The sequence below is a fragment of the Streptomyces sp. NBC_01546 genome (assembly GCF_045208355.1).
Lineage (GTDB): Bacteria > Actinomycetota > Actinomycetes > Streptomycetales > Streptomycetaceae > Streptomyces.
Genome location: NZ_CP109379.1, coordinates 2177053 through 2202064, shown reverse-complemented (window position 1 = coordinate 2202064; position 25012 = coordinate 2177053). Strand labels below are relative to the sequence as shown.

Annotated in this window: 16 protein-coding genes; 11 read left to right on the top strand and 5 right to left on the bottom strand. The window is 68.3% G+C overall.

The features are described 5' to 3' along the window. Nucleotides 1-225 precede the first annotated feature (225 nt). From acnA to OHA89_RS10000, 4 genes are all read left to right on the top strand, one after another. Nucleotides 226-2940, top strand: coding sequence for an aconitate hydratase AcnA (gene acnA, locus OHA89_RS10015; protein WP_322975516.1), 2715 nt, complete (start codon nt 226-228; stop codon nt 2938-2940). 298 nt (nt 2941-3238) lie between these two features. Then, entirely contained in the window at nt 3239-4663 is a 1425-nt protein-coding gene (gene ngcE / locus OHA89_RS10010) for an N-acetylglucosamine/diacetylchitobiose ABC transporter substrate-binding protein (protein ID WP_406365921.1), read from the top strand. A gap of 20 nt (nt 4664-4683) precedes the next feature. Then, the gene (locus OHA89_RS10005) at nt 4684-5628 is read left to right on the top strand and encodes a carbohydrate ABC transporter permease (RefSeq protein WP_215144580.1); all 945 of its coding nucleotides are present in this window, start codon (nt 4684-4686) and stop codon (nt 5626-5628) included. A 13-nt stretch (nt 5629-5641) separates the two neighbouring features. Beyond that, nucleotides 5642-6568 (top strand): carbohydrate ABC transporter permease, encoded by a 927-nt coding sequence (locus OHA89_RS10000; RefSeq protein WP_266614306.1) that lies wholly within the window; start codon nt 5642-5644, stop codon nt 6566-6568. Here the strand turns inward: OHA89_RS10000 and OHA89_RS09995 are convergent. Both OHA89_RS09995 and mgtA read right to left on the bottom strand, forming a co-directional pair. Next, complete coding sequence (locus OHA89_RS09995) at nt 6492-7043, bottom strand: hypothetical protein (RefSeq protein WP_406365919.1); 552 nt, start codon at nt 7041-7043, stop codon at nt 6492-6494. The genes OHA89_RS10000 and OHA89_RS09995 overlap by 77 nt on opposite strands. 52 nt (nt 7044-7095) lie before the next feature. Next, the gene (gene mgtA, locus OHA89_RS09990; RefSeq protein ID WP_406365918.1) at nt 7096-9816 is read right to left on the bottom strand and encodes a magnesium-translocating P-type ATPase; all 2721 of its coding nucleotides are present in this window, start codon (nt 9814-9816) and stop codon (nt 7096-7098) included. Between the two features lie 547 nt (nt 9817-10363). Between mgtA and OHA89_RS09985 the strand changes: the two genes are divergently transcribed. From OHA89_RS09985 to OHA89_RS09960, 6 genes are all read left to right on the top strand, one after another. Next, a complete protein-coding gene (locus OHA89_RS09985; protein WP_215144584.1) occupies nt 10364-11578 on the top strand; it encodes an ROK family transcriptional regulator in 1215 nt (404 codons plus the stop codon). A 118-nt stretch (nt 11579-11696) separates the two neighbouring features. Next, nucleotides 11697-12809 carry a sugar ABC transporter substrate-binding protein gene (locus tag OHA89_RS09980; protein WP_266614304.1) on the top strand — a complete coding sequence of 371 codons (1113 nt, stop codon included), beginning with the start codon at nt 11697-11699 and terminating at the stop codon, nt 12807-12809. A gap of 171 nt (nt 12810-12980) precedes the next feature. Continuing rightward, nucleotides 12981-13769, top strand: coding sequence for an ATP-binding cassette domain-containing protein (locus OHA89_RS09975; RefSeq protein WP_215144586.1), 789 nt, complete (start codon nt 12981-12983; stop codon nt 13767-13769). A gap of 26 nt (nt 13770-13795) precedes the next feature. After that, complete coding sequence (locus OHA89_RS09970) at nt 13796-15085, top strand: sugar ABC transporter permease (protein WP_215144593.1); 1290 nt, start codon at nt 13796-13798, stop codon at nt 15083-15085. A gap of 262 nt (nt 15086-15347) precedes the next feature. Continuing rightward, entirely contained in the window at nt 15348-17264 is a 1917-nt protein-coding gene (dxs, locus tag OHA89_RS09965; RefSeq protein ID WP_266614303.1) for a 1-deoxy-D-xylulose-5-phosphate synthase, read from the top strand. A 128-nt stretch (nt 17265-17392) separates the two neighbouring features. Beyond that, on the top strand, nt 17393-18880 hold the full coding sequence (locus OHA89_RS09960) for an amino acid permease (RefSeq protein WP_266614302.1): 1488 nt from the start codon (nt 17393-17395) through the stop codon (nt 18878-18880). Between the two features lie 94 nt (nt 18881-18974). Here OHA89_RS09960 and OHA89_RS09955 read toward each other — a convergent pair whose 3' ends face one another. The 3 genes from OHA89_RS09955 to OHA89_RS09945 all read right to left on the bottom strand — a co-directional run bounded on the left by OHA89_RS09955 (nt 18975) and on the right by OHA89_RS09945 (nt 23459). Further along, entirely contained in the window at nt 18975-20015 is a 1041-nt protein-coding gene (locus OHA89_RS09955) for an LCP family protein (protein ID WP_215142988.1), read from the bottom strand. Nucleotides 20016-20106: 91 nt separating this feature from the next. After that, nucleotides 20107-22236, bottom strand: coding sequence for a 3-hydroxyacyl-CoA dehydrogenase NAD-binding domain-containing protein (locus tag OHA89_RS09950; protein ID WP_266614299.1), 2130 nt, complete (start codon nt 22234-22236; stop codon nt 20107-20109). Next, entirely contained in the window at nt 22233-23459 is a 1227-nt protein-coding gene (locus OHA89_RS09945; protein ID WP_215142984.1) for an acetyl-CoA C-acyltransferase, read from the bottom strand. Before OHA89_RS09945 ends, OHA89_RS09950 begins: the two co-directional genes overlap by 4 nt. A 334-nt stretch (nt 23460-23793) precedes the next feature. On the opposite strand from OHA89_RS09945, the gene OHA89_RS09940 reads away from it, so the two are divergent. Beyond that, nucleotides 23794-24996, top strand: coding sequence for an alpha/beta fold hydrolase (locus tag OHA89_RS09940; RefSeq protein ID WP_266614295.1), 1203 nt, complete (start codon nt 23794-23796; stop codon nt 24994-24996). The last annotated feature ends 16 nt before the right edge of the window (nt 24997-25012 follow it).

The window sequence follows — 25012 nt, the reverse complement described above, 5'->3', positions numbered from 1 at the left end:
CGGCCGATCCGGGCGTGCCGGGGCCGCGCCACAGGTGCGCGCCTCGTCCCCGCGCCCGGACATGTACTAGAGTTATCTCGACATCGAGATATCTGCCGAAGGCGTACCGCAGCCGCCCCCGCTGGTAAGGGTTACCTAACTTAGTCTTACCTTAGCGGATTGGCCAAGGGGCGTGGCGGCAGGATGCGGTCATACGCGCGAAATTCATGCATGAAGGAGACTGTCGTGTCGGCGAACAGCTTCGACGCCCGCAGCACGCTGCAGGTGGGCGACGAGTCGTACGAGATCTTCCGGCTGGACAAGGTTGAGGGCTCGGCCCGCCTGCCCTACAGCCTGAAGGTGCTGCTGGAGAACCTGCTCCGTACCGAGGACGGCGCGAACATCACCGCCGACCACATCCGGTCGCTCGGCAACTGGGACTCGCAGGCCCAGCCCAGCGAGGAAATCCAGTTCACGCCGGCTCGCGTGATCATGCAGGACTTCACCGGCGTTCCCTGCGTCGTGGACCTCGCCACCATGCGCGAGGCCGTGAAGGCCCTCGGCGGCGACCCGGCGAAGATCAACCCGCTCTCGCCCGCCGAGATGGTCATCGACCACTCGGTCATCGCCGACAAGTTCGGCACGAAGGACGCCTTCGCGCAGAACGTCGAGCTGGAGTACGGCCGCAACAAGGAGCGCTACCAGTTCCTGCGCTGGGGCCAGACCGCCTTCGACGACTTCAAGGTCGTCCCCCCGGGCACCGGCATCGTCCACCAGGTCAACATCGAGCACCTGGCCCGCACGGTCATGGTCCGTAACGGCCAGGCGTACCCCGACACCCTCGTCGGCACCGACTCGCACACCACCATGGTCAACGGCCTGGGCGTGCTGGGCTGGGGCGTCGGCGGCATCGAGGCCGAGGCCGCGATGCTCGGCCAGCCGGTCTCCATGCTGATCCCGCGCGTCGTGGGCTTCAAGCTGACCGGCGAGCTGCCCACCGGCACCACCGCCACCGACCTGGTGCTGACCATCACCGAGATGCTGCGCAAGCACGGCGTCGTCGGCAAGTTCGTCGAGTTCTACGGTGAGGGCGTCGCCGCCACCTCCCTCGCGAACCGCGCCACCATCGGCAACATGTCGCCGGAGTTCGGCTCGACGGCCGCTATCTTCCCGATCGACGACGAGACGCTGAAGTACCTGCGTCTGACCGGCCGCGACGCCCAGCAGGTCGCGCTCGTCGAGGCGTACGCCAAGGAGCAGGGCCTGTGGCTGGACCCGGCCGCCGAGCCTGACTTCTCCGAGAAGCTGGAGCTCGACCTCTCCACGGTCGTCCCCTCCATCGCCGGCCCGAAGCGCCCGCAGGACCGCATCGTCCTGGCCAACGCCTCGCAGCAGTTCGCCCTGGACGTGCGCAACTACGTCGAGGACGACGACGAGGCGGGCAAGGAGTCCTTCCCGGCCTCCGACTCCCCGGCCACCGTCGACGGCGTGCCGACCCGCCCGACCCTGGTCACCCTGGCCGACGGCACCTCCTTCGAGATCGACCACGGCGCCGTCACCGTCGCCGCGATCACCTCCTGCACCAACACCTCGAACCCCTACGTCATGGTCGCCGCGGCGCTCGTGGCCAAGAAGGCGGTCGAGAAGGGCCTGTCCCGCAAGCCGTGGGTCAAGACCACCCTGGCCCCGGGCTCGAAGGTCGTCACCGACTACTTCGACAAGGCCGGCCTGACCCCGTACCTCGACAAGATGGGCTTCAACCTCGTCGGGTACGGCTGCACCACCTGCATCGGCAACTCCGGTCCGCTGGACGAGGAGATCTCGAAGGCGATCAACGAGCACGACCTCGCGGTCACCTCGGTGCTCTCCGGCAACCGCAACTTCGAGGGCCGGATCAACCCCGACGTCAAGATGAACTACCTGGCCTCCCCGCCGCTGGTCGTCGCGTACGCCATCGCGGGCTCCATGAAGGTGGACGTCACCAAGGACGCCATCGGCATCGACACCGAGGGCAAGCCGGTCTTCCTCAAGGACATCTGGCCCTCCGAGGCCGAGGTCAACGACGTCGTGGCGAACGCCATCGGCGAGGACATGTTCAGCAAGTCCTACCAGGACGTCTTCGCGGGCGACGCCCAGTGGCAGGCGCTGTCGATCCCGACCGGCAACACCTTCGAGTGGGACCCGCAGTCCACCTACGTCCGTAAGCCCCCTTACTTCGAGGGCATGACGATGGAGACCACCCCGGTCTCCGACATCGCCGGCGCCCGCGTGCTGGCGAAGCTGGGCGACTCGGTCACCACCGACCACATCTCCCCGGCCGGTGCGATCAAGGCCGACACCCCGGCCGGCAAGTACCTCACGGAGCACGGCGTCGAGCGCCGCGACTTCAACTCGTACGGTTCCCGCCGCGGCAACCACGAGGTCATGATCCGCGGTACGTTCGCCAACATCCGCCTGCGCAACCAGATCGCGCCGGGCACCGAGGGCGGCTTCACCCGCGACTTCACCGTCGAGGGCGCGCCGGTCGCGTTCATCTACGACGCCTCGCAGAACTACCAGGCCGCCGGCATCCCGCTGGTCATCCTGGCGGGCAAGGAGTACGGCTCCGGCTCCTCCCGCGACTGGGCGGCCAAGGGCACCGCGCTGCTCGGTGTGAAGGCCGTCATCGCCGAGTCCTACGAGCGCATCCACCGCTCCAACCTGATCGGCATGGGCGTCCTGCCCCTGCAGTTCCCCGAGGGCGCCACGGCGGCCTCCCTGGGCCTCACCGGCGAGGAGTCCTTCTCCTTCACCGGTGTGGAGGAGCTGAACAACGGCACCACCCCGCGCACCGTCAAGGTCACCACCGACACGGGCGTGGAGTTCGACGCGGTCGTCCGCATCGACACGCCGGGTGAGGCGGACTACTACCGCAACGGCGGCATCATGCAGTACGTGCTCCGCAACCTCATCCGCGGCTAAGCACGGTATCGGCACCAAAGGGCCGTATCCCCGTTAAGGGGGTACGGCCCTTCCGCTTTTTCGGCGGCCGGCGGAGGTGACGGCCAGGTCTCAACTCGGAAAAGCTGGCCGCCATACGTGTGCATGATCTTGCTCACACGAGCGGAAGTGGACTATACCTGTGCCCGTCCGGATCACCGCGAGACGAGCGGCCCGGACCCGGGGGATGGGCGGGGACCTGCGGAGATGTCCGCATGCACGGCAACCGCCGTGACTTTCCGGCCTCCTTCACACTTCTGACGAAGGCGAGGACATGAGCATGGGATCCACTGGTGAGGACCTCGGACGCCGCGATCTGATCAAGCGCTCCGCCGCACTCGGGCTTATCACGGTGCCGACGATGAGCTTCCTGTCCGCCTGCGCCTCCGGCGGCGACGAATCCACGAAGGGCCCGGACAAGGCGCCGGTGACCAAGGAGAACCCGTTCGGCGTCGCCAAGGGCGGCAAGCTCGACGTCATGGTCTTCAAGGGCGGCTTCGGCGACGACTACGCGAAGGCCTGGGAGGCCGCCTTCGACAAGAAGTGGGGCACGACCACCTCCCACATGGGCACCCAGGAGATCACCGCCAAGCTCCAGCCGCGCCTCAACGGCGGCAACCCGCCGGACGTCGTCGACGACTCCGGCGCCCAGCAGATCAAGCTGGACGTACTCGCCAAGGCCGGCCAGCTCGCCGACCTCACCGCCGTGCTCGACTCGCCCTCGCTCGACGACCCGACCAAGAAGGTGCGCGACACCCTGGTCGACGGCGCCTACGAACAGGGGCTCCAGGGCGGCAAGTTCGTCGTCCTGAAGTACGTGTACGCCGTCTTCGGCTTCTGGTACTCCGGCAAGCTGTTCAAGGAGAAGGGCTGGACGCCGCCCAAGACGTGGGACGAGTTCCTGGCCGTCTGTGCGAAGGCCAAGGAAGCGGGCATCGGCGGCCTCGCCCACCAGGGCAAGTACCCGTACTACATCAACGTCGTCATCATGGACCTGATCGCCAAGAAGGGCGGCCTGGACGCGATGAAGGCGATCGACAACCTGGAGCCGAACGCCTTCGAGGGCAACCCGGCCGCCCTGGCCGCCGTCGAGGCGGTCTACGAGGTGGTCGAAAAGGGCCTGCTGATGCCGGGCACCAACGGCCTGACCCACACGGAGTCCCAGACCGCGTGGAACCAGTACAAGGCGGCCTTCATCCCCTCCGGATCCTGGCTGGAGAACGAGCAGCTGAAGCAGACCCCGGAGGACTTCGACATGAAGTTCCTGCCGATGCCGCTGCTCGCGGACAGCAAGCTGCCCTTCGAGGCCATCCGGGCCGGCGTCGACGAGCCCTTCATCGTCCCGGAGAAGGCCGCCAACAAGGCGGGGGCCATGGAGTTCCTCCGCTCGATGATGTCCCGCGAGTGGTCGACGATCTTCGCCCAGCAGGCCAACTCGCTCACCGTGGTCAAGGACGGAGTGGACCCGAGCGTCAAGCTGCGGCCCGGTACCCAGTCGGCCGTCGAGGCGCTCAAGGCCGCGGGCAGCAACACCTTCAGCTACCGCTACCCCGACTGGTACAGCGAGATGGACAACGAGATCCAGAACGCGTCCAATGAGCTGATGGCCCAGCGGATCCAGCCAAAGGAGTGGATCAAGCGGGCCCAGGCTGCGGTAGACAAGGCGGCCAAGGACCCGAACGCCAAGAACAACAAGCGCAGCTGACCACCGCAGGGACGGACACCATGAGCCACGTAGCCCAGGGGAGACGGAAGGGCGGCTTCATCGCCTCCTTCCTCATCGCACCCCTCGCGCTGTACCTGACCTTCGTCATCTGGCCGTACGTACAGACGTTCGGCTACTCCTTCACCAACTGGACCGGGCAGTCACCGACGTTCGACTTCGTCGGGCTGGAGAACTACTCGGCCCTGCTGGAGGACGAGGTCTTCCGCGGCGCGCTCTGGCACAACCTGCTGCTCGTGGTGTTCGTCCCGGTGATCACCATCCTGCTCGCCCTCTTCTTCGCCTTCATGGTGAACGCGGGAGGGCGTGGCGGAGCCGGCGGGGTCCAGGGAGTCGGCGGATCGCGCGTCTACAAGATCGTCTACTTCTTTCCGCAGGTCCTCTCCCTCGCCATCCTCGCCGTGCTCTTCGGCGCGATCTACCGGAGCGACGAGGGCGGCCTGCTCAACGGCTTCCTCACCAAGATCGGCCTGATCTCCCCGGAGCACCCGGTCGAATGGCTCAACGAGCCGAACTTCGTCCTCTGGTGCCTGCTGTTCGTCGTCGTCTGGCACGGGGTCGGCTTCTACCTCGTCCTGTTCTCCGCGGCCATGCAGTCCGTGCCCAAGGACATCTACGAGGCCGCGCTGCTCGACGGCGCCGGACGCGCCCAGACCTTCTTCAGGGTCACCCTGCCCCTGCTGTGGGACTCTGTGCAGACCTCCGCGGTCTACCTGGGCATCGCCGCGATGGACATGTTCGTCCTCGTGTCGACCATGACCTCGGGCCAGTTCGGCGGCGGACCCGACCACCACAGCGAGGTCATGTCGACGGTGCTGATGCGCAACTTCCTGTACTTCGGCAAGAGCGGCTACGCCTGCGCCATGGGCGTGGTCATGCTCGTCCTGACCATGATCCTGTCCCTCATCACGCTGCGCGCCACCCGCCGCGAGCGCATCGAGTTCTGAGCGGGAGACCATCATGACCACAGTGATCAAGGCTCCGGGCGAAAAAGCCGCGGAGCAGTCCGGGAAAGCCGGCCGGACGGGGGAGCGGGACAAGCGCCGCTCCGAGGGCGTGGTCCTCAACGTCTTCTCGCACGGGTTCCTCGCCCTCTGGGCGATAATGATCGTGCTGCCGCTGATCTGGCTCGCGCTCGGCGCCTTCAAGACCGACGCGCAGATCGGCGGATCGGCCCTCAGCTGGCCCGCGAACTGGCACTTCGACGCCTTCGGCCGCGCCTGGGAGAAGGGCATCGGCGGCTACTTCGCCAACACGTTCATCGTGCTGGTGTTCTCGGTGCCGCTGACCATGCTGTTCGGCTCGATGGCCGCGTACGTACTGGCCCGCTACCCCTTCACGGGCAACCGGATCATCTACTACTTCTTCGTCAGCGGGGCGATGTTCCCGGTGTTCCTGGCGCTCGTGCCGCTGTTCTTCATGGTCAAGCGCTTCGACATGCTGAACACCTACCAGGGTCTGATCCTGGTGTACATCGCCTACTCGATGCCGTTCACCGTCTTCTTCATGCACTCCTTCTTCAGGACGCTGCCCACGGCGATCTACGAGGCGGCGGTGATCGACGGGGCCTCCGACACCCGGATCTTCTTCCAGGTGATGCTGCCGATGGCCAAGCCCGGCCTGATCAGCGTCGGGATCTTCAACGTCCTGGGCCAGTGGAACCAGTACATCCTGCCCGCCGTGCTGATGCAGCCCCAGACGAGCGGCGAGCCCGAGCGCTACATGCTCACGCAGGGGCTCGTCCAGCTCCAGTACCAGATGGGCTACGAGACCGACCTGCCGGTGCTGTTCGCCGGAGCCACCATCGCGATCATCCCGATGCTGGCGGTCTACCTCTCCTTCCAGCGCCAGATCCAGGCCGGCCTGACCTCCGCCACCCTGAAGTAGCGCAGACCGGGCGACCGGACGGCTCAGGCGGCCGGATCCGGTACGACCGACCAGCTGACCGCCGAGACCGTGGGGGCCCCCGGCCGAAGGCTGGGGGAGGGTCGAGCGAGAGGTTGCTGACGGCATCCTCGAGCGCCCTGCCCTCCTCGCCCTCGGCGGTCAGCAGCGCGGACACCGTCACCCGGCCGGGCGCCGGCCCGTCCCGGCTGCGGATCGGGCGCAGCTGGTAGCCCGGCCGGGCCAGCGCGTCCACCAGCCGGTGGCGGATGTGGGCCTCCTCCGTCTCCAGGCACACCGCCTCGAAGTGGTAGTCGGTGGCCACCTCGGCGCCGCCGCGCGGCTCGCTGTTCTGGGGAGCGTCCCGCGAGGCGGGCCCGCCGCTGCCGTTCGAGGCCGATGACGGCTCCGAGCCCGAGCGCGGCGGGCTGGGGGTCCCCCCGGACGGAGTCTGGGGGAGTGCGCGGCCATCTCCCATTCGGTGAGCTGCATCGGCCTCTCCCTTCTCGTGTCTCGTGGTGCGGGCCGGCCTAGAGCCAGGTGTTGAACTTGCGGATGTACCAGGTCTTCACGAGCTGGGTGAGGGTGCAGTACGCGAGCAGCACGCCGATCAGCCACGGGAAGTAGCCCGCCGGCAGGGCCACGAAGCCCAGCGAGTCGGCCAGCGGGGAGAACGGCAGGTAGAGGCCGGTCAGCACCGCGAGGATCGTCATCACCATCACCGGCCAGGAGGCGCGGGACTGGATGAAGGGGATCTTCCGGGTACGGATCATGTGGACGATCAGGGTCTGCGACAGCAGGCCCTCGATGAACCAGCCGGACTGGAAGAGCGACTGGGTCGCCTCGGTGTTGGCGGCGAAGACGTTCCACATGATCAGGAACATCGAGATGTCGAAGATGGAGCTGACGGGCCCGATGGTGACCATGAAACGGAAGATGCCCTTGGCGTCCCAGTTACGGGGCTTGCGCAGGTACTCCTTGTCCATCCGGTCCCACGGGGTCGCCAGCTGCGCGACGTCGTAGACCAGGTTCTGCATCAGCAGCATGATCGGCAGCATCGGCTGGAAGGGGATGAAGGCGCTCGCCACCAGCACCGAGAAGACATTGCCGAAGTTCGACGACGCCGTCATCTTGATGTACTTGATCGTGTTGCCGAAGGTGGTCCGGCCCTGGACCACGCCCTGCTCCAGGACGGGCAGGTCCTTCTCCAGCAGGATGATGTCCGCCGACTCCTTGGCGATGTCGACGGCGGTGTCGACCGAGATGCCGACGTCGGCGTCGCGCAGCGCGGCCGCGTCGTTGATGCCGTCGCCGAGGAACCCGACGGTGTGTCCGTCGGCCTGCAGGGCCCGCACGATGCGGGCCTTCTGGACCGGGTTGACCTTGGCGAAGACGGTCGTACGGGCGGCCAGCGCGCGCAGCGCCGTCTCGTCGAGGCCGTCGATCTCGGAGCCGAGCACCACCTGGCCCACGTCGATGCCGACATCGGCGCAGACCCGGGCGGCCACGAGGTCGTTGTCGCCCGTGACGACCTTGACCGCGATGCCCTTGTCGGCCAGGCCCTGGAGGGCCCGGGCGGCGTCGGCCTTCGGCGGGTCGAGGAAGGCGAGGAAGCCGATCAGCGTCAGCCCGTCCTCGTCGGCGACCGTGTAGGTGTCGCGCGGCGTGCCGATCGAGCGGGTGGCGACGGCCAGTACCCGCAGGCCCTTGCGGTTGTTGTCCTCGGCGATGCGGGTGACGTGCCACCGCAGCTGCTCGGTCAGCTCGGTCTTCTCGCCGCGGTCCGTCATGTGCGTGCAGAGGTCCAGGACCTCCTCGACCGCACCCTTGGTGATCATGATGTGTTCGGAGCGGCCGAGGTCGCCCACGATGCTGTTCCGGTTGAGGACCACGGACATCCGGCGCCGGGCGAAGTCGAAGGGGATCTCGTCGACCATCGAGAACCGTGCGTCGACGACAACCTCCTCGGCCTCGTTGACGCGGTCGATGACCGCCTGGTCCATCAGGTTCTTCAGACCGGTCTGGAAGTGCGAGTTGAGGTAGCCGTACTCCAGCACCTCGTTGTCCTCGTTGCCGTGCACGTCCAGGTAGCGGTCCAGGACGATCCGGTCCTCGGTGAGGGTGCCGGTCTTGTCCGTGCAGAGCACGTCCATGGCGCCCAGGTTCTGGATGGCGTTCAGCCGCTTGACGACGACCTTGCGCTTGGACATGGCGACCGCGCCGCGCGCCAGGTTGGCGGAGACCACCATCGGCAGCATCTCGGGGGTCAGGCCGACCGCGACGGCGATACCGAAGAGGAAAGCCTCGTTCCAGTCGCCCTTGGTGAACCCGTTGATCATGAAGACCACCGGGACCATGACCAGCATGAAGCGGATCAGCAGGAAGCTGACCTTGCGGACGCCGTTGTCGAAGTTGGTCTGCGGGCGCTCGCCGACCAGCGAGCCTGCCATCGAGCCGAAGTAGGTGTCGGCGCCGGTGGCGACGACGACTCCGGTGGCGGTGCCGGAGGTGACCGAGGTCCCCATCAGGCACAGGTTGTCGGCCTCCACCGGGTCGGTGGTCTCTTGCTGGCCGAGGTCTTCCGTTCGCGTGTCGGCCTTGGCGACCGGCAGGGACTCGCCGGAGAGCGCGGCCTGGCCGACCATCAGGTCCTTGGAGGTGATCAGCCGCAGGTCGGCCGGGATCAGGTCACCGGCGGCCAGCTTGACCACGTCGCCCGGGACCACCTGGTCCATGGGCACCTCGAAGGTGGTGGGCCCGGAGCCGCTGCCGGCCCGGCGCTGCACCGCGCAGGTGGTGGTGACGAGCTTCTTCAGCGCGTCGGCGGCGCGGCCCGAGCGGTACTCCTGCCAGAAGCGCAGCAGCCCGCTGATCCCCACCATCACGGAGAGGATGATGACGCCCGGGTCCGCGGGGTCCTGCCAGTACATGACGGCGGCCAGGAAGACCAGGACGCCGATGAAGGGGTTCCAGTACGCCTTGCCCAGCTGGACGAACCAGAGCGGGGCGCGCTCCTGGGCGACGAGGTTGTGGCCGTGGCGCTCCAGGCGCAGCGCCGCCTCGGCGTGGGTGAGGCCGTTGCGCGAGGTGTCCACGGACTGCAGGGCGTGGGTCCCCGGGCGGGCGCTGAGGCCGGCGAGGCGCTCGCCGACGAGGCGGGTACGGGACTCGAGCTCGGCGGCCTTGCGCTCGCGGCGGGACCGGCCCGGCGGTGCGAGCTTCGTGGGGGTACGAGGGGTGAGCATGGTCATGACGAATACCTCCCTCCACGGTGTCCGGGCAGCGCGAAGCCGAGCGGTCACGTGGAGTGATCATGGGTCGGCGCAGTGTGCCGCGGACGGGCCACGGGATGCGCCGAGGGCATGGATGACGTATGCCTGACAGAAGAATCAGGACATGCGGAAGGAAAGGGGTACGCGGGAAACGCGGCAAAAAGCCGGCTGATCAGCAGATCGGCAGATCAGCCGACGAGAGCGAGAGCGCGGCAAGGACTTCGATCGGGACTCATCCCGAACACCTCCTCGCGTAGCGCTGTCATTGCGGGGCGCGGTCCGGCCGGAAAGGCCGCAGAGGACCGGCGCCTCAGCGACCGTAGCACGATCCAGGCGACCGTTCTCTCCCTCTTGTGGCCGATAGTGACGGTTTGGTGCTGTGTCAGCCTCTTGACGTCTGGATGCGCAAAGGCTCGACTTAAGGTTCACAAGTTGGAGAGACGTCGGGGTCTCGGAGCGCGCAGCGCCGTACCCCCGGCCGGGGGGCGACGGCTGGCCGTCGCTTATGGGCAGGAGTGGATGAGTCGTGCAGACTCCCGGATCGCAGTCCTCGCTGCATCGGGCGAATCTCGAACGGGTCGTGCGAGCGGTCCGGCTCGCGGGTTCGCTGACGCAGGCGGAGATCGCCCGTACCACCGGACTGTCGGCGGCCACGGTCTCCAACATCGTCCGTGAGCTCAAGGAGGGCGGGACCGTCGAGGTCACCGACACCTCGGCGGGTGGCCGGCGGGCCCGCAGCGTGTCGCTGAGCGGCGACGCGGGCATCGTGATCGGCGTGGACTTCGGCCACACCCACCTGCGGGTGGCGGTCGGCAACCTCGCCCACCAGGTACTGGCCGAGGAGGCCGAGCCGCTGGACGTGGACGCCTCCTGGGTCGAGGGCTTCGACCGGGCGGAAGCGCTGGTCGGGCGGTTGATCGCGGGCATCGGGGTGAGCCTGGACAAGGCCATCGGCGTCGGCCTCGGCGTCCCCGGCCCGATCGACGTGGAGTCCGGGACCCTCGGCTCGACCGCGATCCTGCCGGGCTGGGCCGGGATCAACCCCCGCGAGGAGCTCTCGCGGCGCCTCGGCGTGCCCGTGTACGTGGACAACGACGCGAACCTCGGGGCCCTCGGTGAACTCGTATGGGGGAGCGGCCGGGGAGTGAAGGACCTCGCCTACATCAAGGTGGCCAGCGGTGTCGGCGCCGGGCTGGTGATCAACGGTCAGATCTACCGCGGCCCGGGCGGCACCGCGGGCGAGATCGGGCACATCACCCTCGACGAATCCGGCCCGGTCTGCCGCTGTGGCAACCGCGGCTGCCTGGAGACCTTCGCCGCGGCCCGGTACGTTCTTCCGCTGCTCCAGGGCAGCCACGGACCGGAGTTGACGATGGAGCGGGTGGTCGAACTGGCCCGCGAGGGGGACCCGGGCTGCCGTCGCGTCATCACCGACGTGGGCCGTCACGTCGGCAGCGGCGTGGCCAGTCTGTGCAACCTCCTGAACCCGAGCCGGGTGGTCCTCGGCGGCTCGCTCGCGGAGGCGGGTGAACTCGTACTGGCTCCCATCCGTGAATCAGTGGGGAGGTACGCGATCCCGAGCGCCGCACGCCAGTTGTCGGTGCTGACGGGGTCTCTGGGCGGGCGGGCCGAGGTACTGGGCGCACTCGCTCTTGTGCTCAGTGAAATGGGCGATTCGACGCTTTTGTCAGATCATGGAAGTGGAGTGCGAGCTCCCGCCGCCATGTCTTCAGTTAGATAACGGATGGCACCGTTGTCATCTCGTTAAGGATTCACTCCTTGACGGCAAACTTGCGGCCGGGGTTGACTCACATCCACCTCGGCCGCAGTGTTGCGGCCTCGTCAGGGAGGTTCAAGTAATGAACACGCGTATGCGCAGAGTCGCCGTAGCCGTCGCCGCTGGTGCCATGGCCGTATCGCTTGCCGCCTGTGGCAGTGCCAAGGAGGCCGGCGACAAGACCAAGGAGTCCGGAGCCGCCACGGGCGACGCCATCAAGGTCGGTCTCCTGCTCCCGGAGAACCAGACCGCGCGCTACGAGAAGTTCGACAAGCCGCTCATCGAGAAGACGGTCAAGGAACTGACCGGCGGCAAGGGCGAGGTCGTCTACGCCAACGCCAAGCAGGACGCGACCACCCAGAACTCCCAGGTCGACACGATGATCACCAACAAGGTGAACGTCCTCATCGTCGACGCGGTGGACTCCAAGGCCATCGCCGGCTCGGTCAAGAAGGCCAAGGAGGCCGGCATCCCGGTCGTCGCCTACGACCGTCTGGCCGAGGGCCCGATCGACGCCTACACCTCCTTCGACAACGAAGAGGTCGGCAAGGTCCAGGGCAAGGCGCTCCTCGAGGCGCTGGGCGACAAGGCCAAGGACGGCCAGATCGTCATGATGAACGGCTCGGTCACCGACCCGAACGCCAAGCTCTTCAAGTCCGGCGCGCACTCCGTCCTCGACGGCAAGGTGAACGTCGGCAAGGAGTACGACACCGTCGAGTGGAAGCCGGAGAACGCCAACACCAACATGGCGGCCGCCCTCTCGGCGCTCGGCAAGGACAAGGTCATCGGCGTCTACTCCGCCAACGACGGCATGGCGGGCGGCATCATCACCGCCCTCAAGGCCGCCGGCGTGTCCCCCCTGCCCCCGGTCACCGGCCAGGACGCCGAACTCGCCGGTGTGCAGCGCATCGTCGCGGGCGAGCAGTTCATGAGCGTGTACAAGCCGTACGCCCCCGAGGCCGAGGCCGCGGCGAAGATGGCCGTCGCCCTCGCCAAGGGCGAGAAGGTCACCGGCGTCACCACCTCCACGGTCGACAGCCCGACCACCAAGGGCGTTCCGTCCGTGCTGATCCCGGTCGTCTCGCTCACCAAGGCCAACATCAAGGACACCGTCGTCAAGGACGGCGTCTACACGGTCGACGAGATCTGCACCGACAAGTACGCGGCGGCCTGCGCCACCGCCGGCCTGAAGTAAGGCCCCCGTCGCCCACGAGGCGACCCCCCGTGCCTGCCCGGCGCCCCGCCCCTTCTTCCCCCGCCACCCGCGGGGCGCCGGGCAGAAACGTTCCCCCTAAGTCATATTTCCCTTATTCGCCCCGCTCCTGCTCTTTTGCACGACATCCCCGCCGGTCAGGCGGCGAAGGAGATGGTTCATGTGTCCGCTGCGCCCGTGCTGGCGTTGCGAGGGGTCTCGAAGCGGTTCGGCGCCGTTCAGGCCCTGACCGACGTAGAACTCGAGATCCACTCCGGTGAAGTGGTCGCCCTCGTCGGCGACAACGGCGCCGGCAAGTCCACGCTGGTCAAGACGATCGCCGGCGTGCACCCCATCGATGAAGGCGTCATCGAGTGGGAAGGCCGCCCGGTCTCCATCGGCAAGCCCCATGACGCCCAGAACCTGGGCATCGCGACGGTCTACCAGGACCTCGCCCTGTGCGACAACATCGATGTCGTCGGGAACCTCTTCCTCGGCCGTGAGCTCAAGCGCCGCGGTGTCCTGGACGAGGTGGAGATGGAGCGCCGTGCCCGTGAGCTGCTGACCACTCTCTCCATCCGGATCCCCAGCGTCCGGATCCCCATCGCCTCGCTCTCCGGAGGCCAGCGCCAGACCGTGGCCATCGCCCGGTCGATGCTGGGCGAGCCCCAGCTCGTCATCCTCGACGAGCCCACCGCCGCCCTCGGCGTCGAGCAGACCGCACAGGTTCTCGACCTGGTGGAACGGCTGCGCGAGCGCGGCCACGCCGTCATCCTCATCAGCCACAACATGGCCGATGTGAAGGCCGTCGCCGACAAGGTGGCGGTCCTGCGGCTGGGCCGGAACAACGGCGTCTTCAATGTCGCCGACACCTCGCAGGAAGAGATCATCTCCGCCATCACCGGGGCCACGGACAACGCCGTGACCCGCCGGGCGGCCCGCACCTCGGAGGCCGGCAAGTGAGCATCCAGAACCCTGCCACCGGTCCACTGGGCAAGGGCCCCGTCGACCAGCCGGAGCACATCGACCCGGTCAATCCCGCGGCCGCTCACGACGCGATCCCGGCCGTGGACCCGCGCCTGCTCGTCCGCGAGGAGGGCCTCGCCGGGTACGTGGGCGAGTTCAAGCGCAAGATGAAGGCCGGCGACCTGGGTTCCCTCCCGGTCGTCATCGGCCTGATCGTCATCTGGTCGATCTTCCAGGGGCTGAACTCGAACTTCCTCTCCCCGGAAAACCTCACCAACATCGCGATCACGATGACCGGCACCGGCATGATCGCCATCGGCATCATCTTCGTGCTGCTGCTCGGTGAGATCGACCTCTCGGTCGGCTCGGTCAGCGGTGTCTCGGGCGCGATCGTCGCCGTCCTCGCCGTGACCCACGGCATCAACGAATGGCTGGCGATCCTGGCGGCCGTGGCCGGCGGCGCCCTGATCGGCTGCATCCACGGCTACTTCTTCGCCAAGATCGGCGCCCCGGCCTTCGCGGTCACCCTGTCGGGCCTGCTCTTCTGGCTCGGCGCGATGCTGCAGATCCTCGGCAGCAACGGCACGATCAACATCGACTCCGACGGCGTGGTCGGCCAGCTGACCACGTACTTCTTCTCGGACGTGGCCGTCGGCTACGGGCTGGCCGCGCTCGCGGTGGCGGGCTACTTCCTCGCCTGCTTCCTCGACGCGCGGCGCCGCGACGCCGCCGGGATGCCCTCCCGGCCGCTCGGCGAGATCCTGCTGCGCACGGGTCTGCTCGCGCTGGTCACCTTCGGCCCCGCCGTGCTGTTCAACCAGTACAAGGGTCTGCCGCTCGCGGTGGTGGTCTTCCTGCTGGCCCTGATCCTCACGGACTTCCTGCTGCGCCGCACGACCTTCGGGCGAAACGTTTTCGCACTGGGTGGCAGCGTCGAGGCCTCCCGTCGTGCGGGCATCAACGTCACCCGGATCCGGATCACGGTCTTCGCGATCTCCAGCACTTTCGCCGCCATCGGCGGTCTGTTCTGGGCCTCGAAGATCGCGGCCGCCAACCAGAGCGCCGGCGCCGGCGACCTGCTGATGAACGTGATCGCGGCGGCCGTCATCGGCGGCACCAGCCTCTTCGGCGGCCGGGGCCGGACCTGGAACGCCCTCCTCGGCGTCATGGTCATCGTCTCGATCCAGTACGGTCTGGCCCTGGAAGGCATCGCGACGCCGATCCAGTACATGATCACCGGTGCGGTGCTGCTGGCCACCGTGGTGATCGACTCGGTCACGCGCAAGACCCAGAAGACGGCCGGACGCGCCTGACGGTGCGTCCGACTGTGCGCCGGAGCGACATCCGGCGGTAAGAACGGTCACAGTGCCCGGCGCCACTTCGTGTGGCGCCGGGCATCCGTGCGTACATATGTGCGTACGCCTGTGCGGGTATACGCCCGTTTGTGATGTGTGACCCCGCGGCAGTGCGTACATGTATGACAAAGGTGTGACCCCAGTGGGACGGCCCGATGACCGCACCCGCCGACGGAACATTAGACTCGACAGACCAGCGAGCAACTGCAAGGAGGCACGGGTGCTGCTGACCCGCATCAAGGGACCGCGCGATCTGGACCGGCTCAGCCAGGAGGAGCTCAACCAGCTCGCCGCCGAGATCAGGTCCTTCCTCGTCGACGCCGTCTCCAAGACCGGCGGGCACCTCGGCCCCAACCTCGGGGTGGTCGAACTGACGATCGCCCTGCACCGGGTCTTCGACTCGCCCAAGGACAAGGTCCTCTTCGACACCGGCCACCAGGCCTACGTCCACAAGCTGCTCACGGGCCGCCAGGACTTCGGCAACCTGCGCTCGAAGGGTGGCCTGTCCGGCTACCCCTCGCGCGCCGAGTCCGAGCACGACGTGATCGAGAACTCGCACGCCTCCACCGTGCTGGGCTGGGCCGACGGCATCGCCAAGGCCAACGAGGTGCTGGGCCGCGAGGACCACCACGTCGCCGCCGTCATCGGCGACGGCGCGCTGACCGGCGGCATGGCCTGGGAGGCGCTGAACAACATCGCCGCCGCCAAGGACCGCCCCCTGGTCATCGTCGTCAACGACAACGAGCGCTCGTACGGCCCCACCATCGGCGGCCTCGCCAACCACCTGGCGACCCTGCGCACCACGGACGGCTACGAGCGCTTCCTGGCCCGCGGCAAGGACCTCCTGGAGCGCACGCCGGTCGTCGGCAAGCCCCTCTACGAGACCCTGCACGGCGCCAAGAAGGGCCTCAAGGACTTCATCGCCCCGCAGGGCATGTTCGAGGACCTGGGCCTGAAGTACATCGGCCCCATCGACGGCCACGACATCGAGGCCCTGGAGTCGGCCCTGCAGCGCGCCAAGCGCTTCAGCGGTCCGGTCATCGTGCACTGCCTCACCCAGAAGGGCCGCGGCTACGAGCCCGCCGTCCAGGACGAAGCGGACCGCTTCCACGCGGTCGGCGTGATCCACCCGGACACCGGCCTGCCGGTCAGCACCGACGCCGCCAGCTGGACCTCCGTCTTCGCCGACGAGATGGTCAAGCTCGGCAAGGAGCGCGCGGACATCGTCGCGATCACCGCGGCCATGCTCCAGCCGGTCGGCCTGAAGAAGTTCGCGGACGCCTATCCCGACCGGATCTTCGACGTCGGCATCGCCGAGCAGCACGGCGCCACCTCGGCGGCGGGCCTGGCGACCGGCGGCGCCCACCCGGTCTTCGCGGTGTACGCCACCTTCCTCAACCGTGCCTTCGACCAGGTCCTGATGGACGTCGCCCTGCACAAGTGCGGGGTCACCTTCGTCCTGGACCGCGCGGGCGTCACCGGCACCGACGGCGCCTCCCACAACGGCATGTGGGACATGTCCATCCTCCAGGTCGTGCCCGGCCTGCGCCTGGCCGCTCCGCGCGACGCGGAGCAGCTGCGCGCCCAGCTGAACGAGGCCGTCCTCGTCAAGGACGCGCCGACCGTGGTGCGCTTCTCCAAGGGTGTCGTCGGCCCGGCCGTCCCGGCCGTCGGCCGCATCGGCGGCATGGACGTGCTGCGCAACCCGGCCCCCGAAGTCACTCGTCCGGACGTACTGCTCGTCTCGGTCGGCGCGCTCGCCCCGATGTGCCTGGAAATCGCCGACCTGCTCGACAAGCAGGGCATCTCGTGCACCGTGGTCGACCCCCGATGGGTCAAGCCGGTGGACGAGGCGCTCGCCCCGCTCGCCGACCGCCACCGCGTGGTCGTCACCGTCGAGGACAACAGCCGCGCCGGCGGCGTCGGCTCCGCCGTGTCGCAGGCCCTGCGGGACGCGGGCGTCGACGTACCGCTGCGTGACTTCGGCATTCCGCAGCGGTTCCTCGACCACGCCACCCGCAAGGAGGTCATGGCCGAGATCGGCCTGACCGCTCCGGACATCGCCCGGCAGGTCACCGGCCTGGTGGCCAAGCTGGACGGGCGCTACGACACCGAGCCGGCCGCCGCCGTCGACTAGGACGGGTATCGGCCACTAGATCGCCGCGCGGTTGCACGTCACGGGCCGGGAGATCACTCTTGAGGAGTGGGCCTCCCGGCCCGTTCGCGTGCGTCGCCTGTTTCGGAGGTGCGTCGGTGAGTAGGGATATGAACAGCCCCTTCCGCACCAAGACGGTGGAGCAGTCCATCCGCGACACGGAGGAGCCGGAACACGCGCTCCGGAAGTCGCTCTCCGCCTGGGACCTGACGGTCTTCGGTGTCGGTGTCATCATCGGCACCGGCATCTTCGTCCTCACGGGTATCGCGGCCCGGAACAACGCCGGACCCGCCACCGCCCTCGCCTTCGTGGCCGCAGGTATCGTCTGCGCCCTCGCGGCGCTCTGCTACGCCGAGTTCGCCTCCACCGTGCCGGTGGCCGGCTCGGCGTACACCTTCTCGTACGCCTCGATCGGTGAGCTGCCCGCCTGGATCATCGGCTGGGACCTGGTGCTGGAGTTCGCGCTCGGCACCGCCGTCGTGGCGGTCGGCTGGTCCGGGTACGTGCGTCACCTCATGGACACCAACTTCGGCTGGACCCTGCCGACCTCCCTGTCCGGCCCCGATGCCGGCGGCCACTTCGACCTGCTGGCGTTCCTGCTGGTCCTGGTGCTGACGTGGATCCTGGTCGTCGGGACGAAGCTCTCGGCCCGCATCACCGCGGTCGTCGTCGCCATCAAGGTCACGGTCGTGCTGCTGGTCATCGTCGCGGGCCTGTTCTTCATCAAGGCCGACAACTACTCGCCGTTCATCCCGCCGGCCCAGCCACAGGCCGAGGGCGTCAGCGGCTGGCACTCGCCCCTGGTCCAGTTGCTCTTCGGCTACGAGCCCACGAACTTCGGCGTCATGGGCATCTTCACGGCGGCCTCGCTCATCTTCTTCGCCTTCATCGGCTTCGACGTGGTGGCGACGGCGGCCGAGGAGACCAAGAACCCCCAGCGGGACATGCCGCGCGGCATCCTCGGCTCGCTACTGGTCTGCACGGTGCTCTACGTCGCCGTGACCCTGGTGGTCACCGGCATGCAGAAGTACTCGGAGATGTCCCCGACCGCGCCACTCGCCGAAGCCTTCAAATCGGTGAACCAGCCGTTCTTCTCGGGCGCCATCAGCCTCGGAGCGGCCGTCGGTCTGATCACCGTGTGCATGATTCTGCTGCTCGGCCAGACCCGCGTGTTCTTCGCGATGAGCCGTGACGGACTGCTGCCGCGGGTCTTCTCCGTGACGCACCCGAAGTACCGCACCCCCTACCGGGCGACCCTGCTGCTCGGCGGGATCATCGCGATCGTCGCGGGTTTCACCAGTCTGGAGACCCTCGCGGAACTGGTGAACATCGGCACCCTGTTCGCCTTCGTGGTGGTCGCGCTGGGCGTGATCGTCCTGCGCAAGACCCGCCCCGACCTGCACCGGTCCTTCCGGACCCCGTGGGTGCCGTTCATCCCGATCGTGTCGATCGCGGCCTCGTTCTGGCTGATGCTCAACCTGCCGGCCGAGACCTGGCTGCGCTTCGGCATCTGGATGGCCATCGGCATCGTCGTCTACTTCCTCTACAGCTACCGCAACAGCCGTCTGCACCAGGTCGGCCAGGACGCGAAGTTCTGAGCGCCGCTCGCCGGCCGCACACGACGCAGCGGGCCCGTACGGGAGAGATTCCCGTACGGGCCCGCTGCGTCGTGCGTGCGGTGCGGCAGGCGGCTCAGCCCTTGGCGGGGGAGTTCTTCGCCGAGGCGGGGATCTTCTGGTCGTTGCGGAGGGCTTCCCACAACTGGGTCGCCTGCGGCTCGGCCACGACCACGCGGTTGGGGTCCACCTTGTCGTAGGCGACCGGCAGCATGATCGTCTCCATCGTCTCTGGGTCCACGCCCTTCATGCTCTGCGCGAAGTCGGACAGCGCGGTGAGCGAGGCGAGGTCGGAGTCGGTGGTCAGCGACTTGGTCGCGGCGTCGGCGAGCTTGTACAGGCGTGCCGGGTTCCCGAAGGCGTCCTGCTTCTTTATCTCGGACAGCATCGCCATCATGAACTGCTGCTGGAGCCCGATGCGTCCGAGGTCGCTGCCGTCCCCGTAGCCGTAGCGGGTACGGACGAACTTGAGCGAGTCGGTGCCGTCCAGCCGGTGCGTGCCCGCGTCCAGCTTCAGGCCGCCCTTGGCACCGCTCATCGGCTTGTCCAGGGTGACGGTGACCCCGCCCAGCGCGTCGACCAGCCCCTTGAATCCGGCGAAGTCCACCTCGACGAAGTGGTCCACGCGGACCCCGGAGAGCTGCTCCACGGTGTTGACCACGCAAGCCGGCCCGGCCAGCGAGTAGACGGAGTTGAACATGACCCGCTTCGCCGACGGCACGCTCTTGCCGTCCTTGGTCTTGCACTCCGGCCGGGTGACCAGGGTGTCGCGGGGGATGCTCACCGCGGTCGCCTTGGCCCGGCCCTCGGGTATGTGCACCAGCATCGCGGTGTCCGAGCGGGCTCCGCTGACGTCGCCGTGGTCCAGGTCGCCGTTGGCCCCGGCCCGCGAGTCGGAGCCGAGCACCAGGATGTTCTGCGCGTTCGCGACCACCTTCGGCGGCCGGTTGTCGCCGATCGCCTGGTCCAGGTCGACGCTGGAGATGTTGCCGTCGAGGTGGCTGTACGTCCACCAGCCGGCCCCGGCCGCTCCCAGGATCAGCACGGCGACCAGCAGCAGGGTGATCCGCAGAATGCGGCGTCGGCGGCGCCTGGGCCGCGCGTGCGTTTCCGTCATGGGGGTGAATCTTAGACAGATATTCGAATGGCCGAAGCCCGCCCCCCGAAGGGGGCGGGCCAAGGCGTGAAATACCGGTCCGCGACCCGGACTAGGCCGGGACGCTCGCCAGGCCGGGGGCGAGGAACTTCTTGCCGTTCACGCGCTCCGAGACGCCTTCACGGTCCAGGTACGGCGTGACGCCGCCCAGGTGGAAGGGCCAGCCGGCGCCCGTGATGAGGCAGAGGTCGATGTCCTGGGCCTCGGCCACGACACCCTCCTCCAGCATCAGGCCGATCTCCTGCGCCACTGCGTCCAGGACGCGGTCGCGGACCTGCTCCTCCGTCAGGACGACATCGCCCTGGACGAGAAGGGCGGCGACCTCGGGGTCCAGCTCCGGCTTGCCGGAGTCGTACTTGTAGAAGCCGCGCTTGCCGGCCTTGACGACCGCAGCCAGGTTCGGGGAGACCGTGAAGCGCTCCGGGAAGGCGCGGTTCAGGGTCTCGGAGACGTGCAGACCGATCGCCGGGCCCACGAGCTCCAGCAGCACCAGCGGGGACATCGGCAGGCCGAGCGGCTCGATGGCCTTCTCGGCGGTGACCACCGGGGTGCCCTCGTCGATGACGTTCTGGATCTCGCCCATGAAGCGGGTCAGGATGCGGTTCACGACGAACGCCGGGGCGTCCTTGGTGAGGACCGCGGTCTTCTTCAGCTTCTTGGCGACGCCGAAGGCCGTGGCCAGCGAGGCGTCGTCGGTCTGGTCACCGCGGACGATCTCCAGCAGGGGCAGGATCGCGACCGGGTTGAAGAAGTGGAAGCCGACCACGCGCTCCGGGTGCTGGAGCTTGGAGGCCATCTCCGAGACCGACAGCGAGGAGGTGTTGGTGGCGAGGATCGCGTGCGCCGGGGCGACCGCCTCGACCTCCGCGAACACCTTCTGCTTGACGGACATCTCCTCGAACACGGCCTCGATGATGAAGTCCGCGTCCGCGAAGCCCTCGGCCTTGTCCAGGACACCGGTCACCAGGGCGGTCAGGCGGTTGGCCTTGTCCTGGTTGATGCGGCCCTTGCCGAGCAGCTTCTGGATCTCGGCGTGGACGTAGCCCACGCCCTTGTCCACGCGCTCCTGGTCGATGTCGGTGAGTACCACCGGCACCTCGAGGCGGCGCAGGAACAGCAGCGCCAGCTGCGAGGCCATCAGGCCCGCGCCGACGACGCCGACCTTGGTGACCGGACGGGCCAGGGACTTGTCCGGGGCACCGGCCGGGCGCTTGGCGCGCTTCTGGACCAGGTTGAAGGCGTAGATGCCGGAGCGCAGCTCGCCGCCCATGATGAGGTCGGCCAGGGCCGTGTCCTCGGCGTCGAAGCCGGCCTGCAGGTCGCCGTCCTTGGCCGCGGCGATGATGTCCAGCGCGCGGTAGGCGGCCGGAGCGGCGCCGTGCACCTTGGAGTCCGCGATGAAGCGGCCCTTGGCGACGGCCGCGTCCCAGGCCTCGCCGCGGTCGATCTCGTCGCGTACGACCTCGGTGGTGCCGTTCAGGACGTTCGCGGTCCACAGGAGCGACTGCTCCAGGAAGTCGGCGCCCTCGAAGATCGCGTCGGCGATGCCGAGCTCGAAGACCTGCTTGCCCTTGAGCTGGCGGTTCTGGTTCAGCGAGTTCTCGATGATGACCGAGACCGCGCGCTCCGCGCCGATCAGGTTCGGGAGCAGGGCGCAGCCGCCCCAGCCCGGAACCAGGCCGAGGAAGACCTCGGGCAGCGAGAAGGCCGGGATCGCCTTCGAGACGGTGCGGTAGGTGCAGTGCAGACCGACCTCGACACCGCCGCCCATCGCCGCGCCGTTGTAGTAGGCGAAGGACGGGACGGCCAGCGCCGCGATGCGCTTGAAGACGTCGTGGCCGCCCTTGCCGATGGCGAGCGCCTCGTCGTGCTTCTTCAGCAGCTCGACACCCTTGAGGTCGGCGCCGACCGCGAAGATGAACGGCTTGCCGGTGATGCCCGCGCCGACGATGGAGCCCGCGAGGGCCTCCTGCTCGACCTGGTCGATCGCCGCGTTCAGGTTGGCGAGGGACTGCGGGCCGAAGGTGGTCGGCTTGGTGTGGTCGAAGCCGTTGTCCAGCGTGATGAGCGCGAAGCGCCCGGCGCCGAACGGCAGGTCCAGGTGGCGGACGTGCGCGGACGTGACGACCTCGTCCGGGAACAGCTCGGCCGCACCCTTCAGGAGCTCAGCGGTGGTGCTCACTTGGAGTCTCCCTCGGCGTTGAAGTTCGGGTTCTCCCAGATGACCGTGGCGCCCATGCCGAAGCCGACGCACATGGTGGTCAGGCCGTAGCGGACGTGCGGCTGCTCCTCGAACTGGCGGGCCAGCTGCGTCATCAGACGGACGCCGGAGGAGGCCAGCGGGTGGCCGAACGCGATGGCGCCGCCGTACTGGTTCACGCGGGCGTCGTCGTCGGCGATGCCGTAGTGCTCCAGGAACGCGAGGACCTGGACCGCGAAGGCCTCGTTGACCTCGAACAGGCCTATGTCCTCGATGGACAGGCCGGCCTGGGCGAGGGCCTTCTCGGTGGCCGGGATCGGGCCGTAGCCCATGACCTCCGGCTCGACACCCGCGAAGGAGTACGAGACGAGGCGCATCTTGACCGGGAGGTTGTTCTCGCGGGCGAAGTCCTCGGACGCGATGATCGCGGCGGTGGCACCGTCGTTGAGACCGGCGGCGTTGCCCGCGGTGACCCGGCCGTGGGTACGGAACGGGGTCTTCAGGCCGGCCAGGTTCTCCAGCGTGGTGCCCGGGCGCATCGGCTCGTCGGTGGTGACCAGGCCCCAGCCCGTCTCACCGGCCGCCTCGTTGGTGTTGCGCACCGAGATCGGCACCAGGTCCTGCTGGATCTTGCCGTCGGCGTACGCCTTGGCGGCCTTCTCCTGCGAGCGCACGGCGTACTCGTCGGCGCGGAGCTTGGTGATCGTCGGGTACCGGTCGTGCAGGTTCTCGGCGGTCATGCCCATGAACAGGGCGGACTCGTCGACCAGCTTCTCGGAGACGAACCGCGGGTTCGGGTCGACGCCCTCGCCCATGGGGTGGCGGCCCATGTGCTCGACACCGCCGGCGAGGGCGACGTCGTACGCACCGAAGGCCACACCGCCCGCGACGGCGGTCACGGCGGTCAGCGCGCCGGCGCACATGCGGTCGATGGAGTAGCCCGGGACGGACTGGGGGAGGCCCGCGAGGATGCCGGCCGTACGGCCCAGCGTGAGGCCCTGGTCGCCGATCTGCGTGGTCGCGGCGATGGCGACCTCGTCGATCTTCGCGGGGTCCAGGTCCGGGTTGCGGCGCAGCAGCTCCCGGATCGCCTTCACGACGAGGTCGTCGGCGCGGGTCTCGTGGTAGATGCCCTTCGGGCCCGCCTTGCCGAACGGGGTGCGGACGCCGTCGACGAAGACGACGTCCCTGACGGTACGAGGCACGTTGGCTCTCCTCCAGGTGCGGGTGTGCACTGCTGCGCGGGGGCGGCTCGGCATGTGTTGCTGAGCGCCCGCTCACCTGGCCCATGCTACTTGCGGGTAACCAATGTGCACACCCCCTCCCCGAGGAGCGGCGAAGGTCACACCGCCCGGCGCCGCGTGAGCCCCCTCGCGCCCCCGCCGTGCGCCCGGCCGATCGGAGCGCCCGGGGCTACCCGAACGGGTCGGCCGCCCGGCCGCCACGGCCACGTCGATGGCGTCGGGCACACGTCCGTGCGAACCCTGGGCAGGCCCCGGGCGACCGCCCCGGGCGCACCGAGCGTACGGAGCGCAACCGATGGCATCGACCGTCCTCACCGCGGCAGCCCCTGTCCTCACCGACCACTACGTGGACCACAAGTCGACCATCCCGGCGAACTACGACGAGATGGCCAAACTCTTCGTCCGGGAACGCAACGGCACCAACGGCGGCCCGCGCAGACCCGTCCTCATGCTGCACGGCAGGAGCGCCCCGGCCCTGGCCGGCTTCGACCTGCAGCACAAGAAGTACAGCTGGGCCGAAGAACTGGCCAAGGCGGGCTTCGACGTCTTCGTCATGGAGCTCCAGGGATCCGGCCTGTCCACCCGCCCGAAGATGGACAAAACGAGGAACGTCCAGCCCACCGAGGCCCAGCGCAAGCTCCTCGTCCCGAACCCGGACGCGCAGGTCGACCTGAGCCCGCCGGAGTACAAGGCGCAACTCAACAACTCCCAGAGCGACTGGGACGAGGTCGACACGGTCGTCGAGTTCATCAAGAAGCTGACCGGGGTCAAGAAGGTCGACCTCATCGGCTGGTCCGCGGCTGCCCAGCAGCTCGGGCCCTACGCCATCCAGCACCCCGGGAAGGTGCGCAGCCTGTTCCTGCTCGCACCGATCTTCCCGCCGGAGGGCAGGCAGAGCCAGCCCTTGACCGACTTCGGTGCCCCTGTGGCACTGCCGGTCTCCGCACCGGCAGGGGCCTTCGGCTTCCCGATGAGCCTCGGCACCAAGCTCGGGCTCGACCGCAGCTGGCAGAACGACCTGAAGTGCCCGGACCAGCGCGAGGCCGACATGGTCGACGTGGTCTGGAAGGCGATGATGCAGGCCGACCCCGTCGGCGCCAAGTGGGGAGGGCCCGTGGCCGGGAGCCCGGAGGGGCTCAACCGCATCCGCAACTCGTACTGGTGGGGCTGGAACCGCACCACCGTCCCCATGCACGACACGCTCGGCAACAAGGTGCCCGTGTGCATCGTGTACGGGGAGCACGACTCGATCGTCAACACCGCGCCCCACCTGGGCCTGCTGTACTTCTCGGTGCCCGAGCTCTACAAGGCCATCCCCGGCTCCAAGAAGCTGATGTTCTGCATCGCCTGCGCGGGTCACCAGATCCCCTGGGAGCGGGTGCACAAGACGGTGCACACCATGTCCGAGCACTGGCTCAAGCACGGCAAGGTCGAGGGCGCGACCAGCGGCAGCTACTACCGGGACGAGGACGGGGTCCTCACTCCCGTGGAGGACTGAGGACCCCGTCGTACGC